Source organism: Klenkia brasiliensis (assembly GCF_900100695.1).
Taxonomy (GTDB): Bacteria; Actinomycetota; Actinomycetes; order Mycobacteriales; family Geodermatophilaceae; genus Klenkia; species Klenkia brasiliensis.
The window spans coordinates 334,179-357,750 of sequence record NZ_FNCF01000003.1; the positions used below are offsets into that span (position 1 = coordinate 334,179).

Here is a 23,572-nt window from a genome sequence, read left to right on the forward strand (position 1 = left end):
CCGCCCCCGCCGGGGCAAACCGGTCAGCCGCTGCGGCGGGCGCAGGCGGCGGCGGCCAGCTCGGCGAGCAGGTCCTCGGTGGTGGCCAGGTCGACGCAGGAGTCGGTCACGCTCTGGCCGTAGGTCAGCGAGCCCGGGTCGGCGCGGTCGAGGTCCTGCCGCCCGGCGACGAGGTTGCTCTCCACCATGACGCCGCGGATGCCGTGCTCCCCGCCGGCGACCTGGCCGGCGAGGTCGCGCACGACCTGCACCTGGCGCACGTGGTCCTTGCCGCTGTTGCCGTGCGAGGCGTCCACCACGACCACCTCCGGCAGCCCGCGGGCGGCCAGCCGGCGCTTGGTGTCCGCGATGTGCGCCGGTGAGTAGTTGGGGCCGTCGGCGTCCCCACGCAGGATCACGTGCCCGGTGTCGTTGCCGGTGGTGCCCAGCTGGGCCGACACCCCGTGCCGGTCCACGCCGAGGAAGTCGTGCCCGGACCGCGCGGAGATGACCGCGGACACCGCGACGTCCACGGAGCCCTCGGGCGAGTTCTTGAACCCGACCACCGAGGAGAAGCCCGACACCCGCTCGCGGGCGGTCTGGTCGGTGACGTTGCGCGCGCCGACACCGTTGTAGGTGACCAGGCCGTCCACGTACTGCGGGGTCAGCGCGTTCAGCGGCTCGGCGGCGACCGGGACGCCGAGCGCGGTGATCCCGGCCATGAGCATCCGGGTGGCGACCAGCCCGACGCTGATCCGGCTCGACCCGTCGAGGAACGGGTCGTAGGCGAAGCCCTTCCAGTCGACCTCGGTGCGCGGCTTCTCGGTGTAGGTGCGCATCACGATCTCGAGGTCGGCGCCGTGCCGCTCCCGCATCCGGGCCAGGAACGCGGCGTACTCCAGCGCGGCCACCGGGTCGTGGATGGAGCACGGGCCCGCGACGACGGCGAGCCGGTCGTCGTCCCCCCGCACCACCGCGCCGACCGCCCGCCGTCCGGCCCGGGTGGTGGCCGCCGACGCGGCCGTCAGCGGGACCAGCGCGGCGACCGCGGCCGGGGTGACGACGGCGCTGGCACCGGTGATCCGCTGGTCGACCAGGTCCCCGGGGTCGACGGCGTCGGCCGGGCGGGTGCCGAGAGCCGCCTGGACGGCGGGCAGCAGCTCGGCGTGGGTGGCGTCGACCCGGTCGTTGACCCGCTGCTGCACCTCCAGCAGCGCCTCCGCGATGCGCGTGGCGGTGGGCAGCAGATCGGCGGGGGCGGGCACGGGCCGCGAGGTTACCGGCTCCGGGGTGCGGGGCCGGACCGCTTGACCGGGGCAACGACCTGGGAGCCTGGACCCGTGCCGACCACGCCCCCCTCCCGCGCCCTGGTCCCGGTGCTGCTCTTCGTGGGCACGGTCGTCGCCGTCATCAGCAGCCTCGGGGCGCCGCTGATCCCGTCGATCGCCGCCTCGACGGGTGCCTCCCTGGGCGACGCCCAGTGGGCGCTCACGGTCACCCTGCTGGTCGGCGCGGTCGCCACGCCGGTGATCGGCCGGCTCGGGGACGGCCCGCGACGGCGCGAGGTCGTCCTCGTCGTGCTCGCCGTGGTCACCCTCGGCGGCGTGCTGGCCGCGCTCCCGCTGGGCCTGGGGTGGGTGGTCGCCGGCCGCGGGTTGCAGGGCGTGGGGCTCGGCCTGACCCCCCTGGCCATCGCCACGGCCCGCGAGGCGCTGGAGGGTGAGCGGTCGCGGGGCACGGTGGCCGCCCTGTCGATCACCGTGGTGGCCGGGCTGGGGCTCGGCTACCCGCTCGCCGGGCTGGTCGCCGAGCTCGGCGGCGTGCACGCCGCCTTCTGGGCCGGCGCCGCCGTCAGCTGCGCCGCCCTGGTCGCCGCGGCCGTGGTGCTGCCGCCCGCGCGCCGGGGGACGCCCCGTCCCCTCGACGTCGTCGGCGCCGTGCTGCTCGGCGCGGGGCTGGCCGGTGTGCTCCTGGCCCTCGGCGAGGCCGGGACGTGGGGCTGGGCGTCGCCGTTGACCTGGGGCCTGGTCGCCGCGGCGGTCCTGGTGCTGGCGGGCTGGGCCCGGTGGGAGCTCCGGGCGCCCGCGCCGCTGGTCGACCTGCGGCTCGCCCGCGGGCGCGTCGCGGTCACGGCGCACTCCGCGGCGCTGCTCGTCGGGCTCACGAACTACCTGCTGCTCGTGTCGGTGCCCGTGCTCGTGCAGGCCCCCTCGGTGGGCGGCCCGGGTCTCGGGCAGTCCGTGCTGGTGGCCGGGCTGGCCCTGCTGCCGTTCTCCGCGGCCAGCGTGCTGGGCGGGCGGCTCGCCCGGGTGCTGGCCGACCGCGCCGGGCGCCTCGCGGTGCTGCCGGTGGCGGCCCTGGTCCAGGCGGCCGCGTTCGTCCTGTTCGGCCTCCTGCACGCGCAGCTGTGGCAGGTGTTCGTGGTCATGGCCGTGGCCGGGCTCGGGGTCGGGGCCGCGTTCGCCGCCTTCCCGGCGCTGGTCATCTCGACGGTGCCGCCCGCGGAGACCGGGAGCGCGACGAGCCTGAACCAGGTGCTCCGCTACGTGGGCTTCGCCCTGGGGAGCGCGGTGGCCGCCGCCGTCCTCGCCGCGGCCACGCCCGGTGGCGCCGCGGAGCCCGGGAGCAGCGGCTACACCACCATCGCCGCCCTGGGGGCGGCGGTGTGCCTGGGGACCGCCGTCCTCGCCCGGCTGCTGCCGCCGCGCTCGGCACGACGGCCCGCCCCCGGGCGCCTGGACCACGCCCGGTCCTAGCCTCAGCACATGCGTGCCGTGCAGATCACCCGCTTCGGCGGCCCCGAGGTCCTCGACGTCGTCGACCTCCCCGACCCCGTCCCGGCCGACGGCCAGCGGCGGTACCGGGTCCGCGCGGCGGGGGTGAACTACGCCGACACGCACCAGACCGAGGACTCCTACCTCGCCCCGCAGCAGCTCCCGCTGATCCCGGGCGCGGAGTTCGTGGGGACGGCGGAGGGCACCGACGAGCGGGTGGTGGGCCTGCTGCTCGGGGGCGGCGGCTACGCCGACACCGTCGTCACCGACCCCCGGACGACGTGGGCGCTGCCCGACGGCGTGACCGACGAGCAGGCGCTGTCCCTGGTGCTGCAGGGCACCACCGCCTGGCACCTGCTGCGCACCTCCACGCACCTGGCGGCCGGCGAGTCCGTCGTGGTGATGGCCGGGGCCGGCGGGGTCGGCACGCTCGCGGTGCAGCTGGCCAAGCGGTGGGGCGCCGGGCGGGTCATCGCCACCGCGTCCTCGCCGGAGAAGCGGGCGCTGGCCGAGGAGCTGGGCGCCGACGCCACCGTGGACCCGGCGCTGGCCGAGGACGACCCGAAGGCGTTCACCGCGGCGCTGCGCGAGGCCAACGGCGGCGCCCGGGTGGACGTCGTCCTGGAGATGACCGGCGGCACCGTGTTCGACGGCGCGTTCTCCGCGCTGGCCCCGTTCGGGCGGATCGCCGCCTACGGCATGGCCTCACGGCAGGCGGCATCGGCGGTCGCCCCGGCGTCGCTGATGGGCACCAGCCGCACCGTCGTCGGGTTCTGGCTGGCGCACTGCACCGCCCGGCCCGCGATGCTCGACGAGGCCATGACCGACCTGCTCGCGCTCACCGCGGCCGGCGACCTGCGGCCCGTCGTCGGCGGGCGGTACCCGATGACCGCCGTCCGGGAGGCCCACCAGGACCTGCTCTCCCGGCGCAGCACCGGCAAGCTGGTCCTGGACCCCGCCCGCTAGAGCGGGTCGAGCAGCCGCTGCAGGAACTGCCGGGTGCGGGCCTCGCGCGGCTCGACCAGCACCTCCGACGGCGGGCCCTGCTCGACGACGACCCCGCCGTCCAGGAAGAGCACCTGGTCGGCGACCTGCCGGGCGAAGCGCATCTCGTGGGTGACCACGACCATGGTCCAGCCCTCGGCCGCCAGCGACTGCATCACCCGCAGCACCTCACCGACCAGCTCGGGGTCCAGCGCGCTGGTGGGCTCGTCGAAGAGCACCACCCGGGGGCGGGTGGCCAGCGCCCGGGCGATGCCCACGCGCTGCTGCTGGCCGCCGGACAGCTGCACCGGGTAGGCGTCGGCCTTGTCGGCCAGGCCCACCCGCTCCAGCAGGTCCCGGGCCTCGGCGCGTGCCTCGGCCCGGTCGCGGTGCTGGGCCAGCACCGGGCCCGACGTCACGTTGTCCAGCACGGTGAGGTGCGGGAACAGGTTGTGCGCCTGGAAGACCATGCCGCTCTGGTCGCGCAGCGCCGACACGGCCCGGCGGCCGGGGCGGGTGGCCCAGTCCACGGCCACGTCCCCGATCCGGACGGTGCCGGCCTCCGGGGTCTCCAGGCCGTTCAGGCTGCGCAGCACCGTGGTCTTGCCCGAGCCGGACGGGCCGATCAGGCAGGTGACCGAGCCCGCGGGGACGACGACGTCCACGCCCCGCAGCACCGGGACGGCGCCGAAGGACTTGGTCAGCCCGCGGGCCTCCAGCAGGGGCGCGCTCATGCCGCCACGTACCGGGACAGGCGGGTCTCCAGGCGGGTCTGGCCGAAGGACAGCACGAGGCACACCACCCAGTAGTAGACGGCCGCCAGGCCGTAGAGCGTGAAGAAGTCGAAGGTGGGCGCAGCGATCTGCTGGGCCGTGCGCAGCAGCTCGGTGACCGTGATCGCCGAGACCAGCGAGGTGTCCTTGACCAGCGAGATCAGCGTGTTGCTCAGCGGCGGCACCGCGATGCGGGAGGCCTGGGGCAGCACCACGCGGCGCAGCGTCGTCCGCCGGTCCATCCCGACGGTCATCGCCGCCTCCCACTGGCCGCGCGGGACGGCGAGGATGGCCCCCCGGACGGCCTCGGAGGCGTAGGCGCCGACGTTGAGGCTCAGCCCGATGATCGCGCTGGGCCACGGGTCGAGCGTGACCCCCAGGGAGGGCAGCGCGAAGAAGATGATGAACAGCTGCAGCAGCAGCGGGGTCCCGCGGATGATCGACACGTAGGCACGGGCGATGCCCGACACCACCGGGTTGCCCGACAGCCGCATCAGCGCGAGCAGGACCGCCAGTGCCAGGCCGAGCACGAAGGTGATCACGGTGAGCGGGATGGTCCCGCGCACCAGTCCTTCGAGCAGCGGCAGCAGGCTTCGCCGGACCAGGTCCCAGTCGATGCCGTTCACGGTGTCCCCACCTGCCCTGCCGCTGCCCGCCGGGTCACTGCCCGCTGACGTCCTCGCCGAAGTACCGCTCGGAGATCTCGGCCAGCGTGCCGTCCTCGCGCAGGGACGCCAGCGCCCCGTCGACCCGCTCCTGCAGGTCGGCGCTGTCCTGCCGGAACACCAGCGCCTGCTCGCTGGGCTGGTCGATCTCGGCGGCGATCTTCACGTCCTGGTCGCCGGTGGTCTTCTGGTACTCCAGGAAGGCGAGGCTGTCGTTGATCGTGACGTCCACGCGGTCCTGCTTGAGCAGGGTGATGGCCTGGGTGAAGCCCTCCACGACCTCGACCTGGGCGCCGGCCTGGGTGGCCACGTCGTTGAACGAGCTGGTCAGCGACTGGGCGCTGGTCAGGCCCGCGACGTCGGCGAGCGAGGTCACGCTGTCGTCGTCCGCCCGCGTGATGATCACGGCGGAGGACACCGTGTACGGGGTGGAGAACAGGTAGGCCTCCTCGCGCTCGGGGTTGATCGTCACCTGGTTGGCGATGACGTCGTACCGGTCGGACTCGAGGCCGGCGAAGATCGAGTCGAAGGTGGTCTCGGTGAACTCCACCTGCATGCCGAGCTCCTCGGCCACCGCCCGGGCCACCTCGACGTCGTAGCCGGTGAGCTCGTCGGTGTCGGGGTCGTGGAAGGAGAACGGCGCGTAGGTGCCCTCGGTCGCGACGCGCAGCACGTCGCCGTCCCCGCCGGAGGAGTCACCGGAGCCCCCGCTGCAGGAGGTCAGCAGCAGGGCAGCAGCGACGGACAGGGACAGGGACAGACGGGTACGCACGGGGGCTCCGGTTCGTGGAGGGCGGGACGGTGTCGGGGGGCAGGCGGTGCTCGCTGCGTCAACCCGGTCGGACCCGCAGCATTCCGCCGGGTGACCGGTTGCACAACACGGCGGCTCAGAGCAGGCGGTTGGTCCAGAGCAGGGACAGCACGACGCCCAGGAACGCGAACAGCACCCCACCGCGCACGAACCAGGGGCTGATGTCCTGGGGCTCGGTGGTGTAGCCGATCTGGCTGCCCAGGTCGGCGTAGACCTGCTCCAGCTCCGACGCGCTGGCCGCCTCGGAGTAGCTGCCGCCGGTCTCGTCGGCGATCTGCTCCAGGGTGGCGCGGTCGACCGGCACCGGCTGCGACTGGCCCTCGATCTCGACGGTCCCGAAGTCGGTGCCGAACGCGATGGTGGACACCGGCACCTCGGCGGCGTTGGCCGACTCGATGGCCTGCGCCGGCTCGGCGCCCACCGTGGAGAACCCGTCGGACAGCAGCACGACCCGCGCCGGCGGGGCCGCCTCGCCGGCGTCCTGCAGGGTGGAGGTGAAGTTCTGGATCGCCGTCAACGAGGTCAGGATCGCGTCGCCGATGGCCGTCGCCTCGTTCAGCTGCAGGTTGTCGATGGCGACGCTGACCTGCTCGCGGTCGGTGGTCGGCGGCACCAGCGTGGTCGCCGTCCCCGAGAACGACACCAGGCCCAGGTTGATCCGGGCCGGCAGGATGTCGACGAACTCCTTGGCCGCGGTCTGCATGGCCTGGAACCGGCTGGGCTCGACATCGGTGGCCTGCATCGACAGCGACACGTCCAGCGCCAGCATCACCGTCGCCCGCTCCCGCGGCACCCGCACCTCGGTCGAGGGCTGGGCCAGCGACAGCACGAACGCACCGAGCCCGAGCACCACCAGGGCGAAGGCCAGGTGCCGCCGCCAGCCGGGCCGCCGGGGCACCAGCGACCCCAGCAGCGCGACGTTGGTGAACCGGGCGGCGTACTTCTGCCGCCGCCGCTGCAGCACGACGTAGAACGCGGCCAGCGCCACGACGGCGAGCAGGGCCAGCAGCCACCAGGGGGCCTGGAACGTCATCGGGAGGCACCTCCGGCGCCGGCGCGGCGGCGGTCGGCGACGAACCGGACGACGTCGGCCACCCAGTCGCGGTCGGTGCGCAGCCGCAGGTGGCCCGCACCCACCCGGCGCAGCGTCCGGGCGATCTGGTCGCGCTGGGCGGCCGCGCCCTCGGCGAACCGGCGGCGGACCTCGTCGTTGCCGGTGGGCACCTCCAGGGTCTGCCCCGTCTCGGGGTCGACCACGGTCAGCAGCCCGACGTCGGCCAGCTCCAGCTCGCGGGGGTCGACCACCTCGATCGCCAGCAGCTCGTGCCGCTGCCCCAGGGCACGCAGCGGGCGCTCCCAGTCCGGGTCGCCGAGGAAGTCCGAGACCACGCAGACCAGACCCCGGCGCCGGGGCGGGCGGCGCAGCGACTCCAGCGCCTGCGCCAGGTCGCCGCGGCGCCCGCCCGAGGCGCGCGGGGTCTGCACGACCTGGCGCAGCATGCGGTCGGCGGCCAGCCGCCCGGGCAGCGCCGGGTAGCGGTCGACCTGCTCGCCGGTGGTCACCACCGCGCCCAGCCGGTTGCCGTCGCGGACGGTGAGGTGGCTGACCGCGGCGAGCCCGGCGATGGCCAGGTCACGCTTCTCGCAGTCCGCCGTCCCGAAGTCCAGCGACGCCGAGAGGTCCAGCACGACCCAGGTCTCCAGCTCGCGGTCGGCGATGGTCTCGCGGACGTAGGGCAGCTGGGTGCGGGCGGTGGCGAACCAGTCCATCCGGCGGACGTCGTCCCCCGGGTAGTAGGGCCGGGAGTCCCCGGCCTCGGTGCCCGACCCGGGGACCAGGCCGAGGTGGTCGCCCTGCAGCAGCCCGTCCAGCCGGCGGCGGACGGTGAGCTCGAGCCGGTGCAGCAGGACGGCGGCGTCACCGCCCTCGCCGAAGCGGACGGGGTCGGGGGCCGTCACGCCGACTGCGGACCCTGCTGCTGCGGGCCCTGCTGCTGCGGGCCGGAGAACTGCGTCCCGCCCCACGGGCCCGGCTGCTGCGGACCCGGGGGCACCTGCGGGCCGCCGGGCGACGCCGGCCCGAAGCCGCCGGCCCGCTGGCGCGGGCTGACCTGCGGCAGCGGCACGCTCTGCACGATCCGCTTCACCACGTGGTCGGCGGGTACGCCGTCGGCCAGCGCGTCGTAGGAGAGCACCAGGCGGTGCCGCAGCACGTCGGCGGTGATGTCCAGGACGTCCTGGGGCAGCACGTAGTCCCGGCCCCGGACCAGGGCCAGCGCCCGGCTGGCCGAGACCAGGCCGAGGGTGGCGCGGGGGCTGGCGCCGTAGGTCACCCAGCCCGCGACGTCGGCCATGCCGTGCTCGCGCGGCGCGCGGGTGGCCACCACCAGCCGGACGACGTAGTCGACCAGCGCGTGGTGCACGAACACACCCGACGCGGTGCGCTGCAGCCGGCGCAGGTCGTCGACGCCCAGCACGGTCTCGGCCTGCGGCGGGTTGGCGCCCATCCGGTAGACGATCTCCCGCTCCTCCTCGGGGCTGGGGTAGTCGACCAGCACCTTCATCAGGAACCGGTCGCGCTGGGCCTCGGGGAGCTGGTAGACGCCCTCGCTCTCGATCGGGTTCTGCGTGGCGAGCACCAGGAACGGGTCGGGCAGCGGGTGGGTGACGCCGCCGATCGAGACCTGCCGCTCGGCCATGACCTCCAGCAGCGCCGACTGCACCTTGGCCGGGGCGCGGTTGACCTCGTCGGTGAGCACGAAGTTGGCGAACACCGGACCGAGCTCGACGTCGAAGGCGTCCTGGCCGGCCTTGTAGATGCGGGTGCCGATGATGTCGGCGGGCACCAGGTCGGGGGTGAACTGCAGGCGGGCGAAGGACCCGCCGACCGCGGTCGCCAGCGTCTCGACCGCGAGGGTCTTGGCCACGCCGGGCACGCCCTCGAGCAGCACGTGCCCGCGGGCCAGCAGGCCGACCAGCATCCGCTCGACCAGCCGGTCCTGGCCGACGATGACGCGCTTGACCTCGAACAGCACCCGCTCCAGCAGGGCGGCGTCGGTGGCCGGCGGGGTGTGCTGGGCGGACGGGTCGGACGGGCTGGCAGCGCTGGTCACGGGGCTCCCTGGCTGGGGTGTCTGGTCCACGGGGCCGGCGCGACCCCGGGGCCCAGTGTCCTACACCGTCGCCACGCCCGGGCATCCACAGCAGAGGGCCACACCTGTCCCACGGGCCCCGGTGTGCGGTACGGTTCGTACCGCGTCGGGCAGCTCCCCCCGTGGCTGCCCGGCGCCCACGCGTCGAGGGCCGGTCACCACAGGTGACCGGCCCTCGTGCGTGCGGGGGTGCTGCCCGCTCAGGCGCTGGGGCGCACCGCCCCGTAGTAGTCGCTGCCGAAGCGGACCGAGCTGACCTTGACGCGCAGGCCGCGGTCGGGGGCCTCGATCATCTGCCCGCCGCCGATGTAGAGCGCGACGTGGTAGATCGAGGTGTAGGAGCTGCCCGAGCCCCAGAAGAGCATGTCGCCGGGCTGCAGGCTGTCGGCGTCGACCTGCTTGTTGCGGTTGAGCCACCACTGGTCGCGGCTGGTGCCGCCGACCCGGATGCCGGCCTGGGCGTAGGCGTACTCCATCAGCCCGGAGCAGTCGAAGCCGTACACCGACTCGTCGGGCGAGATGCCGTAGGTCGGGCCGCCGGCGTTGCCGCCTCCCCAGGAGTACAGGACGCCGATCTGCGAGCGGGCGGCCGAGATCGCGGTCTGCGCGGCCGAGGCCGACGGGGCGCCGGCGGTACCGCCGACCGGGGCCGAGGAGCCACCGCCCGAGGACGAGCCACCGCCCGAGGACGACGACCCACCGCCCGAGGACGCGGACCCGCCCCCGGAGGACGACGGGCGGGGCGCGGTGGCCGTGCCGCCGGACGAGCTGGACGAGCTGGACTGGCTGCCGCTGCGGGCCGGGACCGCCGCGGTGGCGGCGCGGGCCGCGGCGGCCTGCTGCTCGGCGACCTGGCGGGCGCCCTGCATCCCGTAGAGGGTCTGCTGCGCGGCGGTCAACTGGGCCTGCAGGTCCGCGCTCTGGGTGGCCAGGGTGTCGGCCTGCGCGCGGGCGGAGGTCTCCTGCGCCTGCGCGGTGGTCAGCAGCTGCTCGGCCTGGGCCTGCAGGTCGTTAGCCGCGGTGAGCGCGGTGGCGGCCTGGGTCTCGGCGGCGTCGGCCTGCTGCTGCAGCGTGGTCAGCTGCGCCAGCACGTCCGTGCGACCGGTTCCGGCGGCCTCCAGCAGCGCGGAGCGCTCGATGAACTCGCTGGGGCTGCCCGAGGTGAGCAGCGAGGCGAAGCCGGGGCTGGTGCTGCCGCCCATGTAGCTGGTGCGGGCGTAGTCGTCGACGGCGTCCTGGCCCTGCGCGCGGGCGACGTCGGCGGCGTCGGCCGCGGCGGTCGCGGCGTCGGCGTCGGTCTGCGCCTGCGCGGCGGCGGCCTGCTTCTCCTCGTAGTCCTGCAGCGCGATGAGCGCCTGCTGGTGGGCGGCGTCGGCGGAGGCCTGGGCGGCGGCCAGCTGCGCGGAGATGGCGCCGACGGCGGCGGCGGCCTGGTCGCGGGCGGAGGCCGCACCGGCCAGCTGGCTGTCGGTCGGGTTCTGCGGGGCGGCCTGGGCGGCCCCGGGGGCGATCCCGACGGCGAGGGCCGCGGCGAGCAGCACCCCTCCCGTGCGGACGGCGACCCGGTTCCGGACCCTGCTGGCGTTCGTGCTGCGCACCGGTTGACAACTCCCCTGCGCCCGCGGCGGCCCGCGGCACGTCCCGCGGGTCCGCGGGCGCTCATCGACCACGGGACGCCGCCGTCGAGCGGCGCCGCAGAGGACGTCGTCGCAGGTGGAGCCGTCCTTGACCGGTTCCACCCGATGGGGGGAGGTCAGGTGGGGTCGGGGTCGCTGCTCCCCTGCCGGGTGCCGGTGCCCACCATCAGCTCGCTGGCGTAGGGCTTGCCGCGGCCGGCGTGCGCCTCGGCGTCCAGCCGTTCCCGCAGGTGCGGGTAGTGCAGGTCGAAGGCCGGCCGGTTCGAGCGGATGCGCGGCAGCTCGGTGAAGTTGTGCCGCGGCGGGGGTGAGCTGGTGGCCCACTCCAGGGAGTTGCCGTGGCCCCACGGGTCGTCGGCGAGCGCCAGCTGCCCGTGCCGCCAGGAGGCCGCGATGTTGTAGAGCAGCGGGATCATCGAGGCGCCCAGCACGAAGGACCCGACGGTGCTGATCGTGTGCAGCGTGGTGAACCCGTCGGTGGGCAGGTAGTCGGCGTACCGGCGCGGCATGCCCTCGGCCCCGAGCCAGTGCATGACCAGGAACGTGGTGTGGAAGCCGACGAAGGTCAGCCAGAAGTGCACCTTGCCCAGCCGCTCGTCCAGCATCCGGCCGCACATCTTCGGGAACCAGAAGTAGAGCCCGGAGAACGCCGCGAACACGATCGTCCCGAACAGCACGTAGTGGAAGTGCGCGACCACGAAGTAGCTGTCGTGCACGTGCCAGTCCACCGGCGGGGAGGCCAGCAGCACCCCGGTCAGCCCACCCAGCAGGAAGGTGACCAGGAAGCCGATCGCGAACAGCATGGGCGTCTCGAACGTCAGCTGGCCCCGCCACATCGTGCCGATCCAGTTGAAGAACTTGATCCCCGTGGGCACCGCGATCAGGTAGGTGAGGAACGCGAAGAAGGGCAGCAGCACGGCCCCGGTGGCGAACATGTGGTGCGCCCAGACCGTCAGCGAGAGGGCCGTGATCGCGATGAGGGCGAAGACCATGCCCTTGTAGCCGAACAGCGGCTTGCGGGCGAAGACCGGGATGACCTCGCTGACGATGCTGAAGAACGGCAGCGCCACGATGTAGACCTCGGGGTGCCCGAAGAACCAGAACAGGTGCTGCCACAGCATCGGCCCCCCGTTCGCGGCCGAGAACACCAGCGCCCCGAGGTGCCGGTCGGCCAGCAACGCCATCAGCGCCGCGGTCAGGATCGGGAACGCCAGCAGCACCAGGATGCCGGTGACCAGCGTCGACCAGGTGAAGATCGACATCCGGAACATGGTCATCCCCGGGGCCCGCAGGCAGACGATCGTGGCCACGAAGTTGACCGACCCGAGGATGGTGCCCAGGCCGCTCACCGCCAGCCCGGCGATCCACAGGTCGGCGCCCGCGCCCGGGGAGTTGGTCACGTCCGACAGCGGGCTGTAGGCCGTCCAGCCGAAGTCGGCCGCCCCGCCGGGGGTGAGGAACCCGGCCACCACCGTCAGCCCGCCGAAGAGGAACAGCCAGTAGGAGAAGGCGTTCAGCCGCGGGAACGCGACGTCCGGCGCGCCGATGTGCAGCGGCATCACCAGGTTGGCGAAGCCGACGAACGTGGGCGTCGCGAACAGCAGCAGCATGATCGTGCCGTGCATGGTGAACAGCTGGTTGTACTGCTCGTTGGACAGGAACTGCAGCCCCGGGCGGGCCAGCTCCCCGCGGATCAGCATGGCCATCAGACCGGCCGCCAGGAAGAATCCCAGCGAGGTGGCCAGGTACATCAGGCCGATCGTCTTGTGGTCGGTGGTCCGCAGCAGCGCCAGGAAGCGGTTGCCCCGCCGCGGGGCGGGGACGTGCGGCGGCCGGACGACGATCGAGGACGGCGTCAGCAGGCTCACGGGGACTCCCGGAGGCCGGCCCGGCGCGAGCCGGGCGTGGGACTCGCGGGCTCCGAGTGGGGCCGACGCTAGACCTCCCGCGCCGGACCGGCAGCCCGGGGGCCGCCGGCCCGGCGCGGCGCCGGTCCGGGCGTCAGTTCACCTGCCGCTCCTGGCTGCCCCAGAAGTCCTGCCGCAGCTTGAACTTCTGGATCTTGCCGGTGGCGGTGCGCGGGATCGCCTCGCGGAACTCGACCCGCTTGGGCAGCTTGTAGCCGGCCAGCTTGGTGCGGCAGTGCGCGATGAGCTCGGCCTCGGTGACCGTCTGGCCCTCGGCCAGCACGACCAGGGCGGTGACCATCTCGCCCCACTTCTCGTCGGGCACGCCGATGACGGCGACCTCGGCGACCGCGGGGTGGCTGAACACGGCGTCCTCGACCTCGATCGAGGACACGTTCTCGCCGCCGGTGATGATCACGTCCTTCTTGCGGTCGGAGATGGTGACGTAGCCGCCCTCGTCGACCGAGCCGCCGTCACCGGTGTGGAACCAGCCGCCGTCGAGGGCCTCGGCGCTGGCCTCCGGGTTGTCCCAGTAGCCGGCCAGCACGGTGTTCCCCTGCGCCAGCACCTCGCCGGTCTCGCTGACCCGGATCCGGGTGCCCAGCGCCGGGACGCCCGCCCGGGACAGGTTCTTCGCCCGGTCGAGCGGGTCCAGGCCGTCGTCCTCGGCCCGCGGCCGGTTGACCGTCAGCAGCGGCGAGGTCTCGGTGAGGCCGTAGATCTGGTTGAACTCCCAGCCCAGGTCGGCCTCGACCCGGGCGATGGTGCGCGAGGGCGGCGGGGCACCGGCCACCACGATGCGCATCCGGTCCCGGCCGGGCACGGGCCCCTCGAGGTCGGCGGCGGCGTCGAGGACGGCGTTCCACACCGCGGGCGCACCGGCGGCGAAGGTGAGCCCGTGCTGCTCGACCCGGCGCAGGATCTCCGGGCCGTCGACCTTGCGCAGCGCGACCTGCTTCACGCCCAGCCCGGCCGCGGCGTAGAGCAGGCCCCACCCGTTGCAGTGGAACATCGGCAGCGTGTGCAGGTAGGCGTCGCGGTCGGACAGCTGCATGTGCATGCCGAAGGTGACGGCGTTGATCCAGATGTTGCGGTGGGTGATCTGCACGCCCTTGGGGCGCGCCGTCGTCCCCGAGGTGTAGTTGATCGTGGCGGTGGCGTCCTCGTCGGGGTCGGCCCACTCCCGGGGGGCGGTGCCGAAGTCCAGCAGTTGCTCGTACTCCTCGCCCAGCACGAGCCGGTGCGGCGCGGAGACGCCGGACAGCGCCTGGTCGACCTCGGGGTCGACCATCAGCACCGAGGCGCCGGAGTGCTCGACGATGTAGCGGACCTCCTCCGCCGACAGCCGGAAGTTCACCGGCACGCAGATGCGCCCGTAGGAGGGGACCGACAGCAGCATCTCCAGCAGCCGGGCGGAGTTGTGGCTGACCACGGCCACCCGCTCGCCCTCGCCCACCCCGAGGCCGTCCAGGCCCGCGGCCAGCGCCCGGCCGCGGCGGGCCAGCTCCCGGTAGGTGACCTCGCCGAGCGACGGCGCCGGCTGGTCCGGCTCGTCGACGACCCCGACGCGGTCGCCGTAGACCAGCTCGGCGCGGTCGATGAAGTCGCGGGTGGTCAGGGGCACGCGCATGCCGGCTCCGGGGGGTCGGGGCCGACCGCTGGGTCAGCCGCGGAGAGTGGTCGGCGTCACGCTAGCGCCGACCCCCGACACCCGCCGTCGCACCCGGCGCGCACCCTGCTCCAGGCGCGGCACCGCCCAGCAGACCCCGGCCGCGTAGAGCGCGCCGAGCACGGTGTCCACGACGTAGTGCTCCCCCGACCAGACCAGCACCAGCGGCATCGCCACCGCGTAGGCCACGAGCACCACCCGCTGCCAGCGGCGCCGGACCAGCCGCAGCGCGAACAGGCACAGCAGCACCGCGAAGGCGGTGTGCAGGGAGGGCACCGCCGCCACCGGGTTCACCTGCCCCTGCCCGGCGTGCAGCAGCGCCTGGGCCCGGGGCAGGCCGAGCACCGCCCAGCCGTCGCCGCTGGTCCGGTGCACCTCCCCGATGACGTCGTGCCGGGCGGCCAGCCACGGGGGCGCTGCGGGGTAGAGCACGTAGGTGGCCAGCCCCGCCAGCGACAGCGCGACCACCAGCCGGGCGTAGCGGCCCCACCGGGCGCGGTCGCGCACCCACAGCACCGCCAGCACCAGCGGGGTGACCAGGAAGTGCGAGCTGTAGATGAGGGTCACCACGACCTGCAGCCACGGCGACGCGGTCAGGTGCGCCTGCAGCCAGACGGTCGGCACCGCGCCGAAGACGGCCGCGTCGGCGTCCGCCGGCTCGGCGACGTGCACCGGGGCGCCGAGGGTGTTCGCGATGCCGCGGCTGGCGTCGTAGAGAAGCAGCACCGCGCCCAGGGGCACCCAGTCGGCCAGCAGCCGCACCGCCCGCCGCCACCCGTGGCCGACGCAGCGGCAGGCCAGCCCCGAGAGCACCCACAGCAGCAGGCTGAGCCGGTCGGTCGGCAGCCCCTGCTCGACGCAGACGGCGAGGAAGGCCACCAGGTGCAGCGCGGACAGGACCGCGCGCAGCAGGCGCCCCCGGACGGGCCCGGCCGCCACCGGCACCGCGGCCGGCGCCGTGGTCGTCGTGGGGGGCACCGCCGTCGTCGTCACGGCGCAGACCGTAGGGGTTCTGGACCGCTCCGTGTGGTGTTCGCCGCACCGACACCCCCCGGCACTGAGGGAAGGGTGGCCTCACACCGCACGTCGGTGCGGGGGCTGGGATGATGGCCGGTGGCAACGAGAGCGGACCAAGAGGGTGGGGCACAGTGGCAGCCAGCAAGGACAGCTTCGGGGCGCGGGCGACGCTCGACGTCGACGGCACCGAGTACGACATCTTCCGGCTCGACGCGGTGGAGGGCTCGGAGAAGCTCCCCTACAGCCTGAAGGTCCTCCTCGAGAACCTGCTGCGCACCGAGGACGGCGCGGACATCACCGCCGACCACATCCGGGCGATCGCGAACTGGGACCCGTCGGCCGAGCCCGACCAGGAGATCCAGTTCACCCCGGCCCGCGTGGTCATGCAGGACTTCACCGGCGTGCCGTGCATCGTCGACCTGGCCACGATGCGCGAGGCCATGGCCGACCTCGGCGGCGACCCCGCCCGGATCAACCCGCTCGCCCCGGCCGAGCTGGTCATCGACCACTCCGTCATCTCCGACGTGTTCGGCACCCCGGAGTCCTTCGAGCGCAACGTCGAGATCGAGTACCAGCGCAACGGCGAGCGCTACCAGTTCCTGCGCTGGGGCCAGGGCGCGTTCGACGACTTCAAGGTCGTCCCCCCGGGCACCGGCATCGTGCACCAGGTCAACATCGAGCACCTGGCCCGCGTGGTCTTCCCGCGCCCCGAGGGCGACCGCGTGCTGGCCTACCCCGACACCTGCGTCGGCACCGACTCGCACACCACGATGGTCAACGGCCTGGGCGTGCTGGGCTGGGGCGTCGGCGGCATCGAGGCCGAGGCGGCCATGCTCGGCCAGCCGGTCTCCATGCTCATCCCCCGCGTGGTCGGCTTCAAGCTCACCGGGCAGCTGCCCGACGGCGCCACCGCCACCGACCTGGTGCTCACCATCACCGAGATGCTGCGCAAGCACGGCGTCGTCGGGAAGTTCGTCGAGTTCTACGGCGCCGGCGTGTCCGAGGTGCCGCTGGCCAACCGCGCCACCATCGGCAACATGAGCCCGGAGTTCGGCTCCACCGCCGCGATCTTCCCGATCGACGGCGAGACCATCCGCTACCTGCAGCTGACCGGCCGCTCGGCCGAGCAGGTCGCCCTGGTCGAGGCCTACGCCAAGGAGCAGGGTCTCTGGCACGACACCTCGCGCGAGCCGGCCTTCTCCGAGTACCTGGAGCTGGACCTGGCCTCGATCGTGCCCTCGATCGCCGGCCCGAAGCGCCCGCAGGACCGCGTGCAGCTCACCGACGCCAAGGCCGCCTTCCGCGCCGCGCTGCCCGACTACGCCGCCGACGGCGACAGCGACCCCGACGACGCCCCCACCGCGGCGTCGGTCTCCGACGAGGGCGTCGAGGAGACCTTCCCGGCGTCGGACCCGGTGTCGGCCAGCAACGGCAACGCCGGTGCCGAGCCGCACGTCGTCGTCCCCTCGAAGGTGCCCGGCCGGGCCTCCCAGCCGACCGAGGTCGTGCTCGAGGACGGCACGCGGACCTTCGTCGACCACGGGCACGTCACGATCGCCTCGATCACCTCGTGCACCAACACCTCGAACCCGTCGGTGATGATCGGCGCGGCGCTGCTGGCCAAGAACGCGGTCGAGCGCGGGCTGACCAGCAAGCCGTGGGTGAAGACCACCCTGGCGCCGGGGTCCAAGGTCGTCATGGACTACTACGAGAAGGCCCAGCTCACCCCGTACCTGGAGAAGCTCGGCTTCTACCTGGTCGGCTACGGCTGCGTGACCTGCATCGGCAACTCGGGCCCGCTCCCCGGCCCGATCAGCGAGGCGGTCAACGAGGCCGACCTGGCCGTCGTGTCGGTGCTCTCGGGCAACCGCAACTTCGAGGGCCGGATCAACCCCGACATCAAGATGAACTACCTGGCGTCCCCGCCGCTGGTCATCGCCTACGCCCTGGCCGGCTCCATGGACGTCGACCTGGCCACCGAGCCGCTGGGCCAGGACACCGAGGGCAACGACGTCTTCCTGCACGACATCTGGCCCTCGCCGAACGAGGTGCAGCGGGTCATCGACGAGTCGATCACCTCGGAGATGTTCACCGAGGACTACGCCGACGTGTTCGCCGGTGACGAGCAGTGGCGCTCGCTGCCCACCCCCGAGGGCAACACCTTCGACTGGGACGCCGAGAGCACCTACGTCCGCAAGCCCCCGTACTTCGAGGGCATGGCCGACGAGCCCGCGCCGGTCGAGGACATCACCGGCGCCCGCACCCTGGCGGTGCTCGGTGACTCGGTGACCACCGACCACATCTCCCCCGCCGGTTCGATCAAGGCCGACTCCCCCGCCGGGAAGTACCTGTCCGAGCACGGCATCGAGCGCCGCGACTTCAACTCCTACGGCTCGCGTCGCGGGAACCACGAGGTCATGATCCGCGGCACCTTCGCCAACATCCGGCTGCGCAACCAGCTGGTGCCCGGCACCGAGGGCGGCGTCACCAAGAACCACCTGACCGGCGAGACCACGACGATCTACGACGCCTCGCGCGCCTACATCGACGCGGGCATCCCGCTGGTGGTGCTGGCCGGCAAGGAGTACGGCTCGGGGTCCTCCCGCGACTGGGCGGCCAAGGGGACGGCGCTGCTCGGGGTCAAGGCGGTCATCGCCGAGTCCTACGAGCGCATCCACCGGTCGAACCTGATCGGCATGGGCGTGCTGCCGCTGCAGTACCCCGAGGGCCAGAACCGGGAGTCGCTCGGCCTCACCGGCGACGAGGAGTTCACCATCACCGGGATCACCGCGCTGAACGACGGCTCCACGCCGCGCACGGTGAAGGTGAAGGCCGGCGAGGTCGAGTTCGACGCCCGGGTCCGGATCGACACCCCCGGCGAGGCGAACTACTACCGCAACGGCGGGATCATGCAGTACGTGCTCCGCTCGCTGCGCAGCAGCTGATCCCGGAGCACTGACGTGGACCTGGGCCTGGGCGGCCGTCGCTACCTGCTCACCGGCGCGAGCCGGGGACTGGGGGCGGCGACCGCCCGGGCGCTGGTCGACGACGGGGCGCGGGTGCTGATCAGTTCTCGCTCCCCGGGGTCCGTGGACGCCGCCGTCGCCGCGCTCGGCGGGGCACCGGCGGCGCACGGCCTGGCCGCCGACCTCGCCGACCTCGGCGCGGCCGAGCGGCTGGTCGCGGCCTGCCGCGCCGACCTGGGCGGGCTGGACGGCGTCCTGGTGTCCGTGGGCGGGCCCGCGCCGGGCACCGTGCTGGACACCGACGAGTCGGCCTGGCGGGACGCGGTCGACTCGGTGCTGCTGGGCACCATCCGGCTGGTGAAGGCCGTGGTCCCCGAGCTCGGCGAGGGCGCGGCGATCGGCCTGGTGCTGTCCACCTCGGTGCGCCAGCCGATCGGCCACCTGGCGGTCTCCAACGGGCTGCGCCCGGGCCTGGCGATGACCGCCAAGGCCCTGGCCGACGAGCTGGGTCCCCGCGGCGTCCGGGTGTTCGGCCTGCTGCCGGGCACCATCGCGACCGACCGGATCACCGACATCGAGGCCGCCTCCGGCGACCCCCAGGCCATGCGGGCCCGCACCGAGTCCGGCATCCCGCTGCGCCGGGTCGGCCGGCCCGAGGAGTTCGGCCGCGTCGCCGCCTTCGCCCTCTCCCCCGCGGCCAGCTACGTCACCGGGACGATGATCACCGTCGACGGCGGCGTCACCCGCGGCCTGTGAACGCCCCCGCCCCGGTACTGGTCGCCTGCGCGCACGGCACCCGCAACCCCACCGGACGGCGCCTGGTCGCCGAGCTGGCCCTCGCCGCCCGCCGGCTCCGCCCCGGGCTGATGACGACCGCGGCGTTCGTCGACGTGCAGCCGCCCACGGTGGTCGACGTCGTCGCCGGCCTGGACCGGCCCGCCGTGGTGGTGCCGGTGCTCCTGTCCGGCGGCTACCACGTGCACGTCGACATCGCCGGTGCCGTCGACCAGCGCCCCGGCGCGGTGGCGGCCCGCCCGCTGGGCCCGGACCCCCGGCTGGCCGAGGTGCTGCACGCCCGGCTGGTGCAGGCCGGCGCCGACCCGGCCGACCCCGGCACCGCGGTCGTGGTCGCGGCCGCGGGGTCCAGCGACCCCCGCGCCACCGCCGACGTCGAGGCCACCGCCGCCATGCTGCAGGCGTCGTGGACCGGCCCGGTGACCACCGGCTACGGCTCCGCGGCGCAGCCGCCGGTGCCCGACGCGGTCGCCGCGGCCCGCGCCGCCGGGGCCGACCGGGTGGTGGTGGCGGCCTACCTGCTGGCGCCCGGGCACTTCCGCGACAAGCTGGACGCCGCCGGCGCCGACCTGGTGACCGCTCCCCTGCTGCCCGACGACCGCATCGCGCAGGTCCTCCTCGACCGCTACGACGCCGCCCTGCCCCGCTGACCCACCTCGATGCGACACCCGGCGGGGACGACGGGCCCCGACCCCGCCGGGTGCGACGTCCCGCGGTGTCAGCCGGGCTGGGGCAAGGCGTGCCGGCCGGGGGTGAAGACGCAGAACTCGTTGCCCTCGGGGTCGGCGAGCACGTCCCACTCGATGTCGCCGGAGGTGTAGTCGGACGGCTCGCCGGTGCCGTCGCCGTCCCGGCCGCGGACCAGCGTCGCCCCCAGGGCGAGCAGCGCCGCGGTGTCGCCGACGACGTCGTGGTGCATCCGGTTCTTCGCCGTCTTCTCCTCGGGGACCCGGATCACCCAGATGAGCGGACCGTGGCCGGCCGGGTCGACGATCGGCACCGGCCAGTCCTCGGGCCGCACCCAGCCGTCCTCCGGCGGGTCCGCGACGTCGCGCCGCACGTAGCCCATCGCCGCGCACCACCAGTCGGCCAGCGCCTGGTGGTCGCGGGCGTCCAGGCAGATGTCCTTGAACCGCGCGGGGGACGTCATGGCGGTGACCCTGCCACGCCGGGCGCCCCCGGCACGAGCAGCAACCGGTCACCCCGGCGTCATCCGGTCAGCGCATGCAGTGACCGGATCCCCTCCAGGTGACCGGGGGGCGCGCGAACGGGGTCAGGGGCCGGTGGCCACCGGGCGCGACGGGTCGGCGACCCACTCCGACCACGACCCCGGCCAGAGCGCCGCCTCGACCCCGACGGAGGCCAGCGCGGCGACCTCGTGCGCCGCCGTGACGCCGGACCCGCAGTGGACGCCCACCGGCGAGCCCCCGATGCCGAGGGAGGCCAGGTGGTCGGCCAGGTCGGTGCGGAACCGGCCGTCGGCGAGCAGGTCGGTGGCGGGCAGGTTGACCGCGCCCGGCACGTGCCCGGCCACCGGGTCCACCGGCTCCACCTCGCCGCGGAACCGCTCGGGCGCCCGGGCGTCCAGCAGCACCGCGCCGTCCCCGGGCAGCGCGGCCGCCTGGTCGGCGGTCAGCACCGGCATGCCACCCGGTGACAGGACGACGTCCCCGTGCTGCGGGACGACCTCCCCGGTCTCCAGCGGCCCGGCCCAGCCGGCCAGGCCGCCGTCCAGGATCGACACGTCGACATGTCGACCCCAGCGCAGCAGCCACCAGGCCCGGGCCGCCGCGGTCCCGGGTCCGTCGTCGTACACGACCACCCGCGACCCGGACCAGATCCCCCAGCGGCGGGCGGCGGCCTGCAGGTCGGCGAGGCCCGGCAGCGGGTGCCGGCCGGCCGCGGACGGCGGGGCCGCCAGCTCGGTGTCCAGGTCGACGTACACCGCGCCGGGCAGGTGGCCGGCGAGGTAGCGCTCGTGGCCGTCGGTGCGCCCCAGCGCCCAGCGGACGTCGAGCAGCACCGCACCCGGGACGTCGTCCGGCCCGGCGAGCACCCCGGTCACGGCAGCTGCGCGACGAGGGACTCGACCACGTCGAGGGTGGTCGTCCGGGACGCCGGGGTGGCCGCGAAGACGGCGATCTTCCAGCGCCGGCCGTCCTTGACCAGCACGAGCGTGTGCACGGCCAGCAGGTCGGGGTGCAGCGCGCCGTCCGAGCCCGGCATGCCGGCGGTGGCCACCAGCACGGCGGTGTCCTCCCCCATCGCCCGCACCGACCGGACGGCGGCGACGTAGGGCGGCGGGGCGTGGTCGGCGAAGATCCGGCGCAGGTCGGCGGCGAACTGCAGCCGGCCGTGGTGCTGGGTGCCGTCGAAGCCGACCACGTCCGCGTCGTCGGTGAGGGTGGCCGCCTGGCGGGCGGCGCTGTGCGCGTTCCAGCCGTCCAGGTACTCGGCGTAGACGGCGCGGATCTCCGCGTCCTCGGGGTGGGCGACGGACAACGGGACTCCCGGGGTGGTGCGGGTGGGACCCCTGTGACGTTAGTGCTCAGGCCTGCCCGGGTGCCGACGACACGGGCCGCTGGGCGAACTGGGTGCGGTACAGGTCGGCGTACCGGCCCCCGCGCGCCAGCAGCTCCTCGTGGGTGCCCCGCTCGACCACCCGGCCCTCGTCGAGCACCAGGATCAGGTCGGCGCTGCGGATCGTGGAGAGCCGGTGCGCGATGACCAGCGACGTGCGGCCGGTGAGCGCGGTGTCCAGCGCCTTCTGCACGGCCACCTCGCTCTCGCTGTCCAGGTGGGCGGTGGCCTCGTCGAGGATCACGATGCCCGGCGCCTTGAGCAGCACCCGGGCGATCGCCAGCCGCTGCTTCTCCCCGCCCGACATCCGGTAGCCGCGGTCGCCGACGACGGTGTCGAGCCCGTCGGGCAGCGAGGCGACGAGCGCGGCGATGCGGGCTCCGGTCATCGCCGTCCACAGGTCGTCGTCGGTGGCCTCGGGCCGGGCGTAGCGCAGGTTGGCGCGGATGGTGTCGTGGAACAGGTGCGCGTCCTGGCTGACCACGCCGATCGCGGCGCGCAGCGAGTCCGCGGTGGCCTGCCGGACGTCGACCCCGCCGACCCGCACCGCGCCGCCGGTGACGTCGTAGAGCCGGGGCACCAGGTTGGCGATGGTCGACTTGCCCGCGCCGGAGTGGCCGACCAGCGCGACCAGCTGGCCGGGCTCGGCGCGGAAGCTGACCTCGTGCAGCACGGTGGCGGGCTCGCCGTGCTCGGGCAGCGACAGGTCCTCCAGCGAGGCCAGCGACACCTGCTCGGCGGTCGGGTAGCGGAAGGTCACCCGGTCGAACTCCACCGAGCGGTCGGTCGCCGGCACCGGACGCGCGTCGGGGGCGTCGGCGATCATCGGCTGCAGGTCGAGCACCTCGAAGACCCGGTCGAAGCTGACCATCGCGCTCATCACGTCGACCCGGACGTTGGACAGCGCGGTCAGCGGGCCGTACAGCCGCGAGAGCAGCAGCGCCAGCGACACCACCGCGCCGGGGGTGAGCGAGCCGTCGAAGGCCAGCGCGCCGCCCAGGCCGTAGACCAGCGCGGTGGCGAGCGCGGCGACCAGGGTGAGCGCGGTGAAGAACGTGCGGCCGTACATCGCGGACAGCACGCCGATGTCGCGCACCCGTGCCGCGCGGGAGCGGAAGGACTCCACCTCGGCCTCGGGCCGGCCGAACAGCTTGACCAGCAGCGCGCCGGCCACGTTGAACCGCTCGGTCATCGTGGCGTTCATCGAGGCGTTGAGCCCGTAGGACTCCCGGGTGATCTCCTGCAGCCGCTTGCCGATCCGCTTGGCCGGCAGCACGAACAGCGGCACCAGCACCACCGACAACAGGGTGATCTGCCAGGACAGCGTGAGCATCACCGCGCCGGTGAGCACCAGCCCGATGGCGTTGGAGACCACCCCGGACAGCGTCGAGGTGAACGCCTGCTGCGCGCCGATGACGTCGTTGTTGAGCCGGCTGACCAGCGCGCCGGTCTGGGTGCGGGTGAAGAAGGCCACCGGCATGCGCTGCACGTGCGCGAACACCCTGGCCCGCAGGTCGTAGATGACGCCCTCGCCGATCCGGGCGGAGTACCAGCGCTGGGCCAGCGAGCTGCCGGCGTCGACGAGCGCGAGACCGGCGATGAGCAGCGCGATCCGCACGATGTCGCCGGCGGTGCCGGTGAGCCCGGCGATCCGGTTGACGATGTCACCGGCCAGCAGCGGGGTCGCGACGCCGATCACCGCCGACAGGACCACCAGGGCGAGGAAGAAGGTGAGGTCGCGGCGGTAGGGGCCGGCGACGCCGAGGATGCGCCGGACGGTGCCCCTCGGGATCTCCCGCGCGGGGGTCGCCTCGCGGCGGAAGGACCGCATGGCGGCCATCGAGGTCATCGGTCCGTCCACGA

The 23,572-nt window shown here is 74.2% G+C and carries 20 protein-coding genes; 5 read left to right on the forward strand and 15 right to left on the reverse strand.

Going from position 1 to position 23,572, the window contains the following annotated elements:
- Window positions 1-23 precede the first annotated feature (23 nt).
- The gene (locus BLT39_RS10290; RefSeq protein WP_207507836.1) at window positions 24-1,244 is read right to left on the reverse strand and encodes a 3-deoxy-7-phosphoheptulonate synthase; all 1,221 of its coding nucleotides are present in this window, start codon (window positions 1,242-1,244) and stop codon (window positions 24-26) included.
- Window positions 1,245-1,319: 75 nt separating this feature from the next.
- On the opposite strand from BLT39_RS10290, the gene BLT39_RS10295 reads away from it, so the two are divergent.
- Entirely contained in the window at window positions 1,320-2,735 is a 1,416-nt protein-coding gene (locus tag BLT39_RS10295) for an MFS transporter (RefSeq protein WP_242658298.1), read from the forward strand.
- Between the two features lie 9 nt (window positions 2,736-2,744).
- On the forward strand, window positions 2,745-3,719 hold the full coding sequence (locus tag BLT39_RS10300; RefSeq protein WP_091062404.1) for a quinone oxidoreductase family protein: 975 nt from the start codon (window positions 2,745-2,747) through the stop codon (window positions 3,717-3,719).
- On the opposite strand, the gene BLT39_RS10305 is transcribed toward BLT39_RS10300, so the two are convergent.
- The 10 genes from BLT39_RS10305 to BLT39_RS10350 all read right to left on the reverse strand — a co-directional run bounded on the left by BLT39_RS10305 (window position 3,716) and on the right by BLT39_RS10350 (window position 15,344).
- Window positions 3,716-4,471, reverse strand: coding sequence for an amino acid ABC transporter ATP-binding protein (locus tag BLT39_RS10305; protein ID WP_091062406.1), 756 nt, complete (start codon window positions 4,469-4,471; stop codon window positions 3,716-3,718). The two genes, BLT39_RS10300 and BLT39_RS10305, sit on opposite strands and share 4 nt — an antisense overlap.
- Window positions 4,468-5,136, reverse strand: coding sequence for an amino acid ABC transporter permease (locus BLT39_RS10310; RefSeq protein ID WP_091062408.1), 669 nt, complete (start codon window positions 5,134-5,136; stop codon window positions 4,468-4,470). Before BLT39_RS10310 ends, BLT39_RS10305 begins: the two co-directional genes overlap by 4 nt.
- 34 nt (window positions 5,137-5,170) lie before the next feature.
- A complete protein-coding gene (locus BLT39_RS10315) occupies window positions 5,171-5,947 on the reverse strand; it encodes an amino acid ABC transporter substrate-binding protein (protein ID WP_091062410.1) in 777 nt (258 codons plus the stop codon).
- Between the two features lie 115 nt (window positions 5,948-6,062).
- Entirely contained in the window at window positions 6,063-7,019 is a 957-nt protein-coding gene (locus BLT39_RS10320) for a VWA domain-containing protein (RefSeq protein ID WP_091062412.1), read from the reverse strand.
- Window positions 7,016-7,945 carry a DUF58 domain-containing protein gene (locus tag BLT39_RS10325; protein ID WP_091062414.1) on the reverse strand — a complete coding sequence of 310 codons (930 nt, stop codon included), beginning with the start codon at window positions 7,943-7,945 and terminating at the stop codon, window positions 7,016-7,018. Before BLT39_RS10325 ends, BLT39_RS10320 begins: the two co-directional genes overlap by 4 nt.
- A complete protein-coding gene (locus BLT39_RS10330) occupies window positions 7,942-9,099 on the reverse strand; it encodes an AAA family ATPase (protein ID WP_091062416.1) in 1,158 nt (385 codons plus the stop codon). Before BLT39_RS10330 ends, BLT39_RS10325 begins: the two co-directional genes overlap by 4 nt.
- A 239-nt stretch (window positions 9,100-9,338) precedes the next feature.
- Entirely contained in the window at window positions 9,339-10,736 is a 1,398-nt protein-coding gene (locus BLT39_RS10335; RefSeq protein ID WP_242658299.1) for a C40 family peptidase, read from the reverse strand.
- 155 nt (window positions 10,737-10,891) lie between these two features.
- Window positions 10,892-12,643, reverse strand: a complete 1,752-nt coding sequence (ctaD, locus tag BLT39_RS10340; protein WP_091062418.1) for an aa3-type cytochrome oxidase subunit I — start codon at window positions 12,641-12,643, stop codon at window positions 10,892-10,894.
- A gap of 133 nt (window positions 12,644-12,776) precedes the next feature.
- Window positions 12,777-14,312 carry an AMP-binding protein gene (locus tag BLT39_RS10345; protein ID WP_091062420.1) on the reverse strand — a complete coding sequence of 512 codons (1,536 nt, stop codon included), beginning with the start codon at window positions 14,310-14,312 and terminating at the stop codon, window positions 12,777-12,779.
- A 33-nt stretch (window positions 14,313-14,345) separates the two neighbouring features.
- A complete protein-coding gene (locus BLT39_RS10350) occupies window positions 14,346-15,344 on the reverse strand; it encodes a phosphatase PAP2 family protein (protein WP_242658300.1) in 999 nt (332 codons plus the stop codon).
- A 155-nt stretch (window positions 15,345-15,499) separates the two neighbouring features.
- Between BLT39_RS10350 and BLT39_RS10355 the strand changes: the two genes are divergently transcribed.
- Genes BLT39_RS10355 through BLT39_RS10365 form a run of 3 tightly spaced genes read left to right on the forward strand, consistent with a single transcriptional unit; the run spans window position 15,500 to window position 19,779 of the window.
- The gene (locus BLT39_RS10355; RefSeq protein WP_242658301.1) at window positions 15,500-18,313 is read left to right on the forward strand and encodes an aconitate hydratase; all 2,814 of its coding nucleotides are present in this window, start codon (window positions 15,500-15,502) and stop codon (window positions 18,311-18,313) included.
- A 15-nt stretch (window positions 18,314-18,328) separates the two neighbouring features.
- Entirely contained in the window at window positions 18,329-19,090 is a 762-nt protein-coding gene (locus BLT39_RS10360; RefSeq protein ID WP_091062424.1) for an SDR family oxidoreductase, read from the forward strand.
- Window positions 19,087-19,779, forward strand: a complete 693-nt coding sequence (locus tag BLT39_RS10365; protein WP_091062426.1) for a sirohydrochlorin chelatase — start codon at window positions 19,087-19,089, stop codon at window positions 19,777-19,779. The genes BLT39_RS10360 and BLT39_RS10365 overlap by 4 nt, the downstream gene beginning before the upstream one ends.
- Before the next feature lie 68 nt (window positions 19,780-19,847).
- Here the strand turns inward: BLT39_RS10365 and BLT39_RS10370 are convergent, their stop codons facing one another.
- The 4 genes from BLT39_RS10370 to BLT39_RS10385 form a co-directional block, all read right to left on the reverse strand.
- Window positions 19,848-20,279, reverse strand: a complete 432-nt coding sequence (locus BLT39_RS10370; RefSeq protein WP_091062428.1) for a VOC family protein — start codon at window positions 20,277-20,279, stop codon at window positions 19,848-19,850.
- Between the two features lie 123 nt (window positions 20,280-20,402).
- Window positions 20,403-21,194, reverse strand: coding sequence for a sulfurtransferase (locus BLT39_RS10375; protein ID WP_207507838.1), 792 nt, complete (start codon window positions 21,192-21,194; stop codon window positions 20,403-20,405).
- Entirely contained in the window at window positions 21,191-21,631 is a 441-nt protein-coding gene (locus BLT39_RS10380) for an SgcJ/EcaC family oxidoreductase (RefSeq protein WP_091062432.1), read from the reverse strand. The genes BLT39_RS10375 and BLT39_RS10380 overlap by 4 nt, the downstream gene beginning before the upstream one ends.
- A gap of 46 nt (window positions 21,632-21,677) precedes the next feature.
- A complete protein-coding gene (locus tag BLT39_RS10385; protein ID WP_091062434.1) occupies window positions 21,678-23,558 on the reverse strand; it encodes an ABC transporter ATP-binding protein in 1,881 nt (626 codons plus the stop codon).
- Window positions 23,559-23,572 lie beyond the last annotated feature (14 nt).

Coding starts and splice junctions, on each gene's coding strand:
- BLT39_RS10300 (WP_091062404.1), top strand. CDS start 2,745: ATGCGTGCCGTGCAGATCACCCGCTTCGGCGGCCCCGAGGTCCTCGAC.
- BLT39_RS10370 (WP_091062428.1), bottom strand. CDS start 20,279: ATGACGTCCCCCGCGCGGTTCAAGGACATCTGCCTGGACGCCCGCGAC.
- BLT39_RS10385 (WP_091062434.1), bottom strand. CDS start 23,558: ATGACCTCGATGGCCGCCATGCGGTCCTTCCGCCGCGAGGCGACCCCC.
- BLT39_RS10320 (WP_091062412.1), bottom strand. CDS start 7,019: ATGACGTTCCAGGCCCCCTGGTGGCTGCTGGCCCTGCTCGCCGTCGTG.
- BLT39_RS10345 (WP_091062420.1), bottom strand. CDS start 14,312: ATGCGCGTGCCCCTGACCACCCGCGACTTCATCGACCGCGCCGAGCTG.
- BLT39_RS10305 (WP_091062406.1), bottom strand. CDS start 4,471: ATGAGCGCGCCCCTGCTGGAGGCCCGCGGGCTGACCAAGTCCTTCGGC.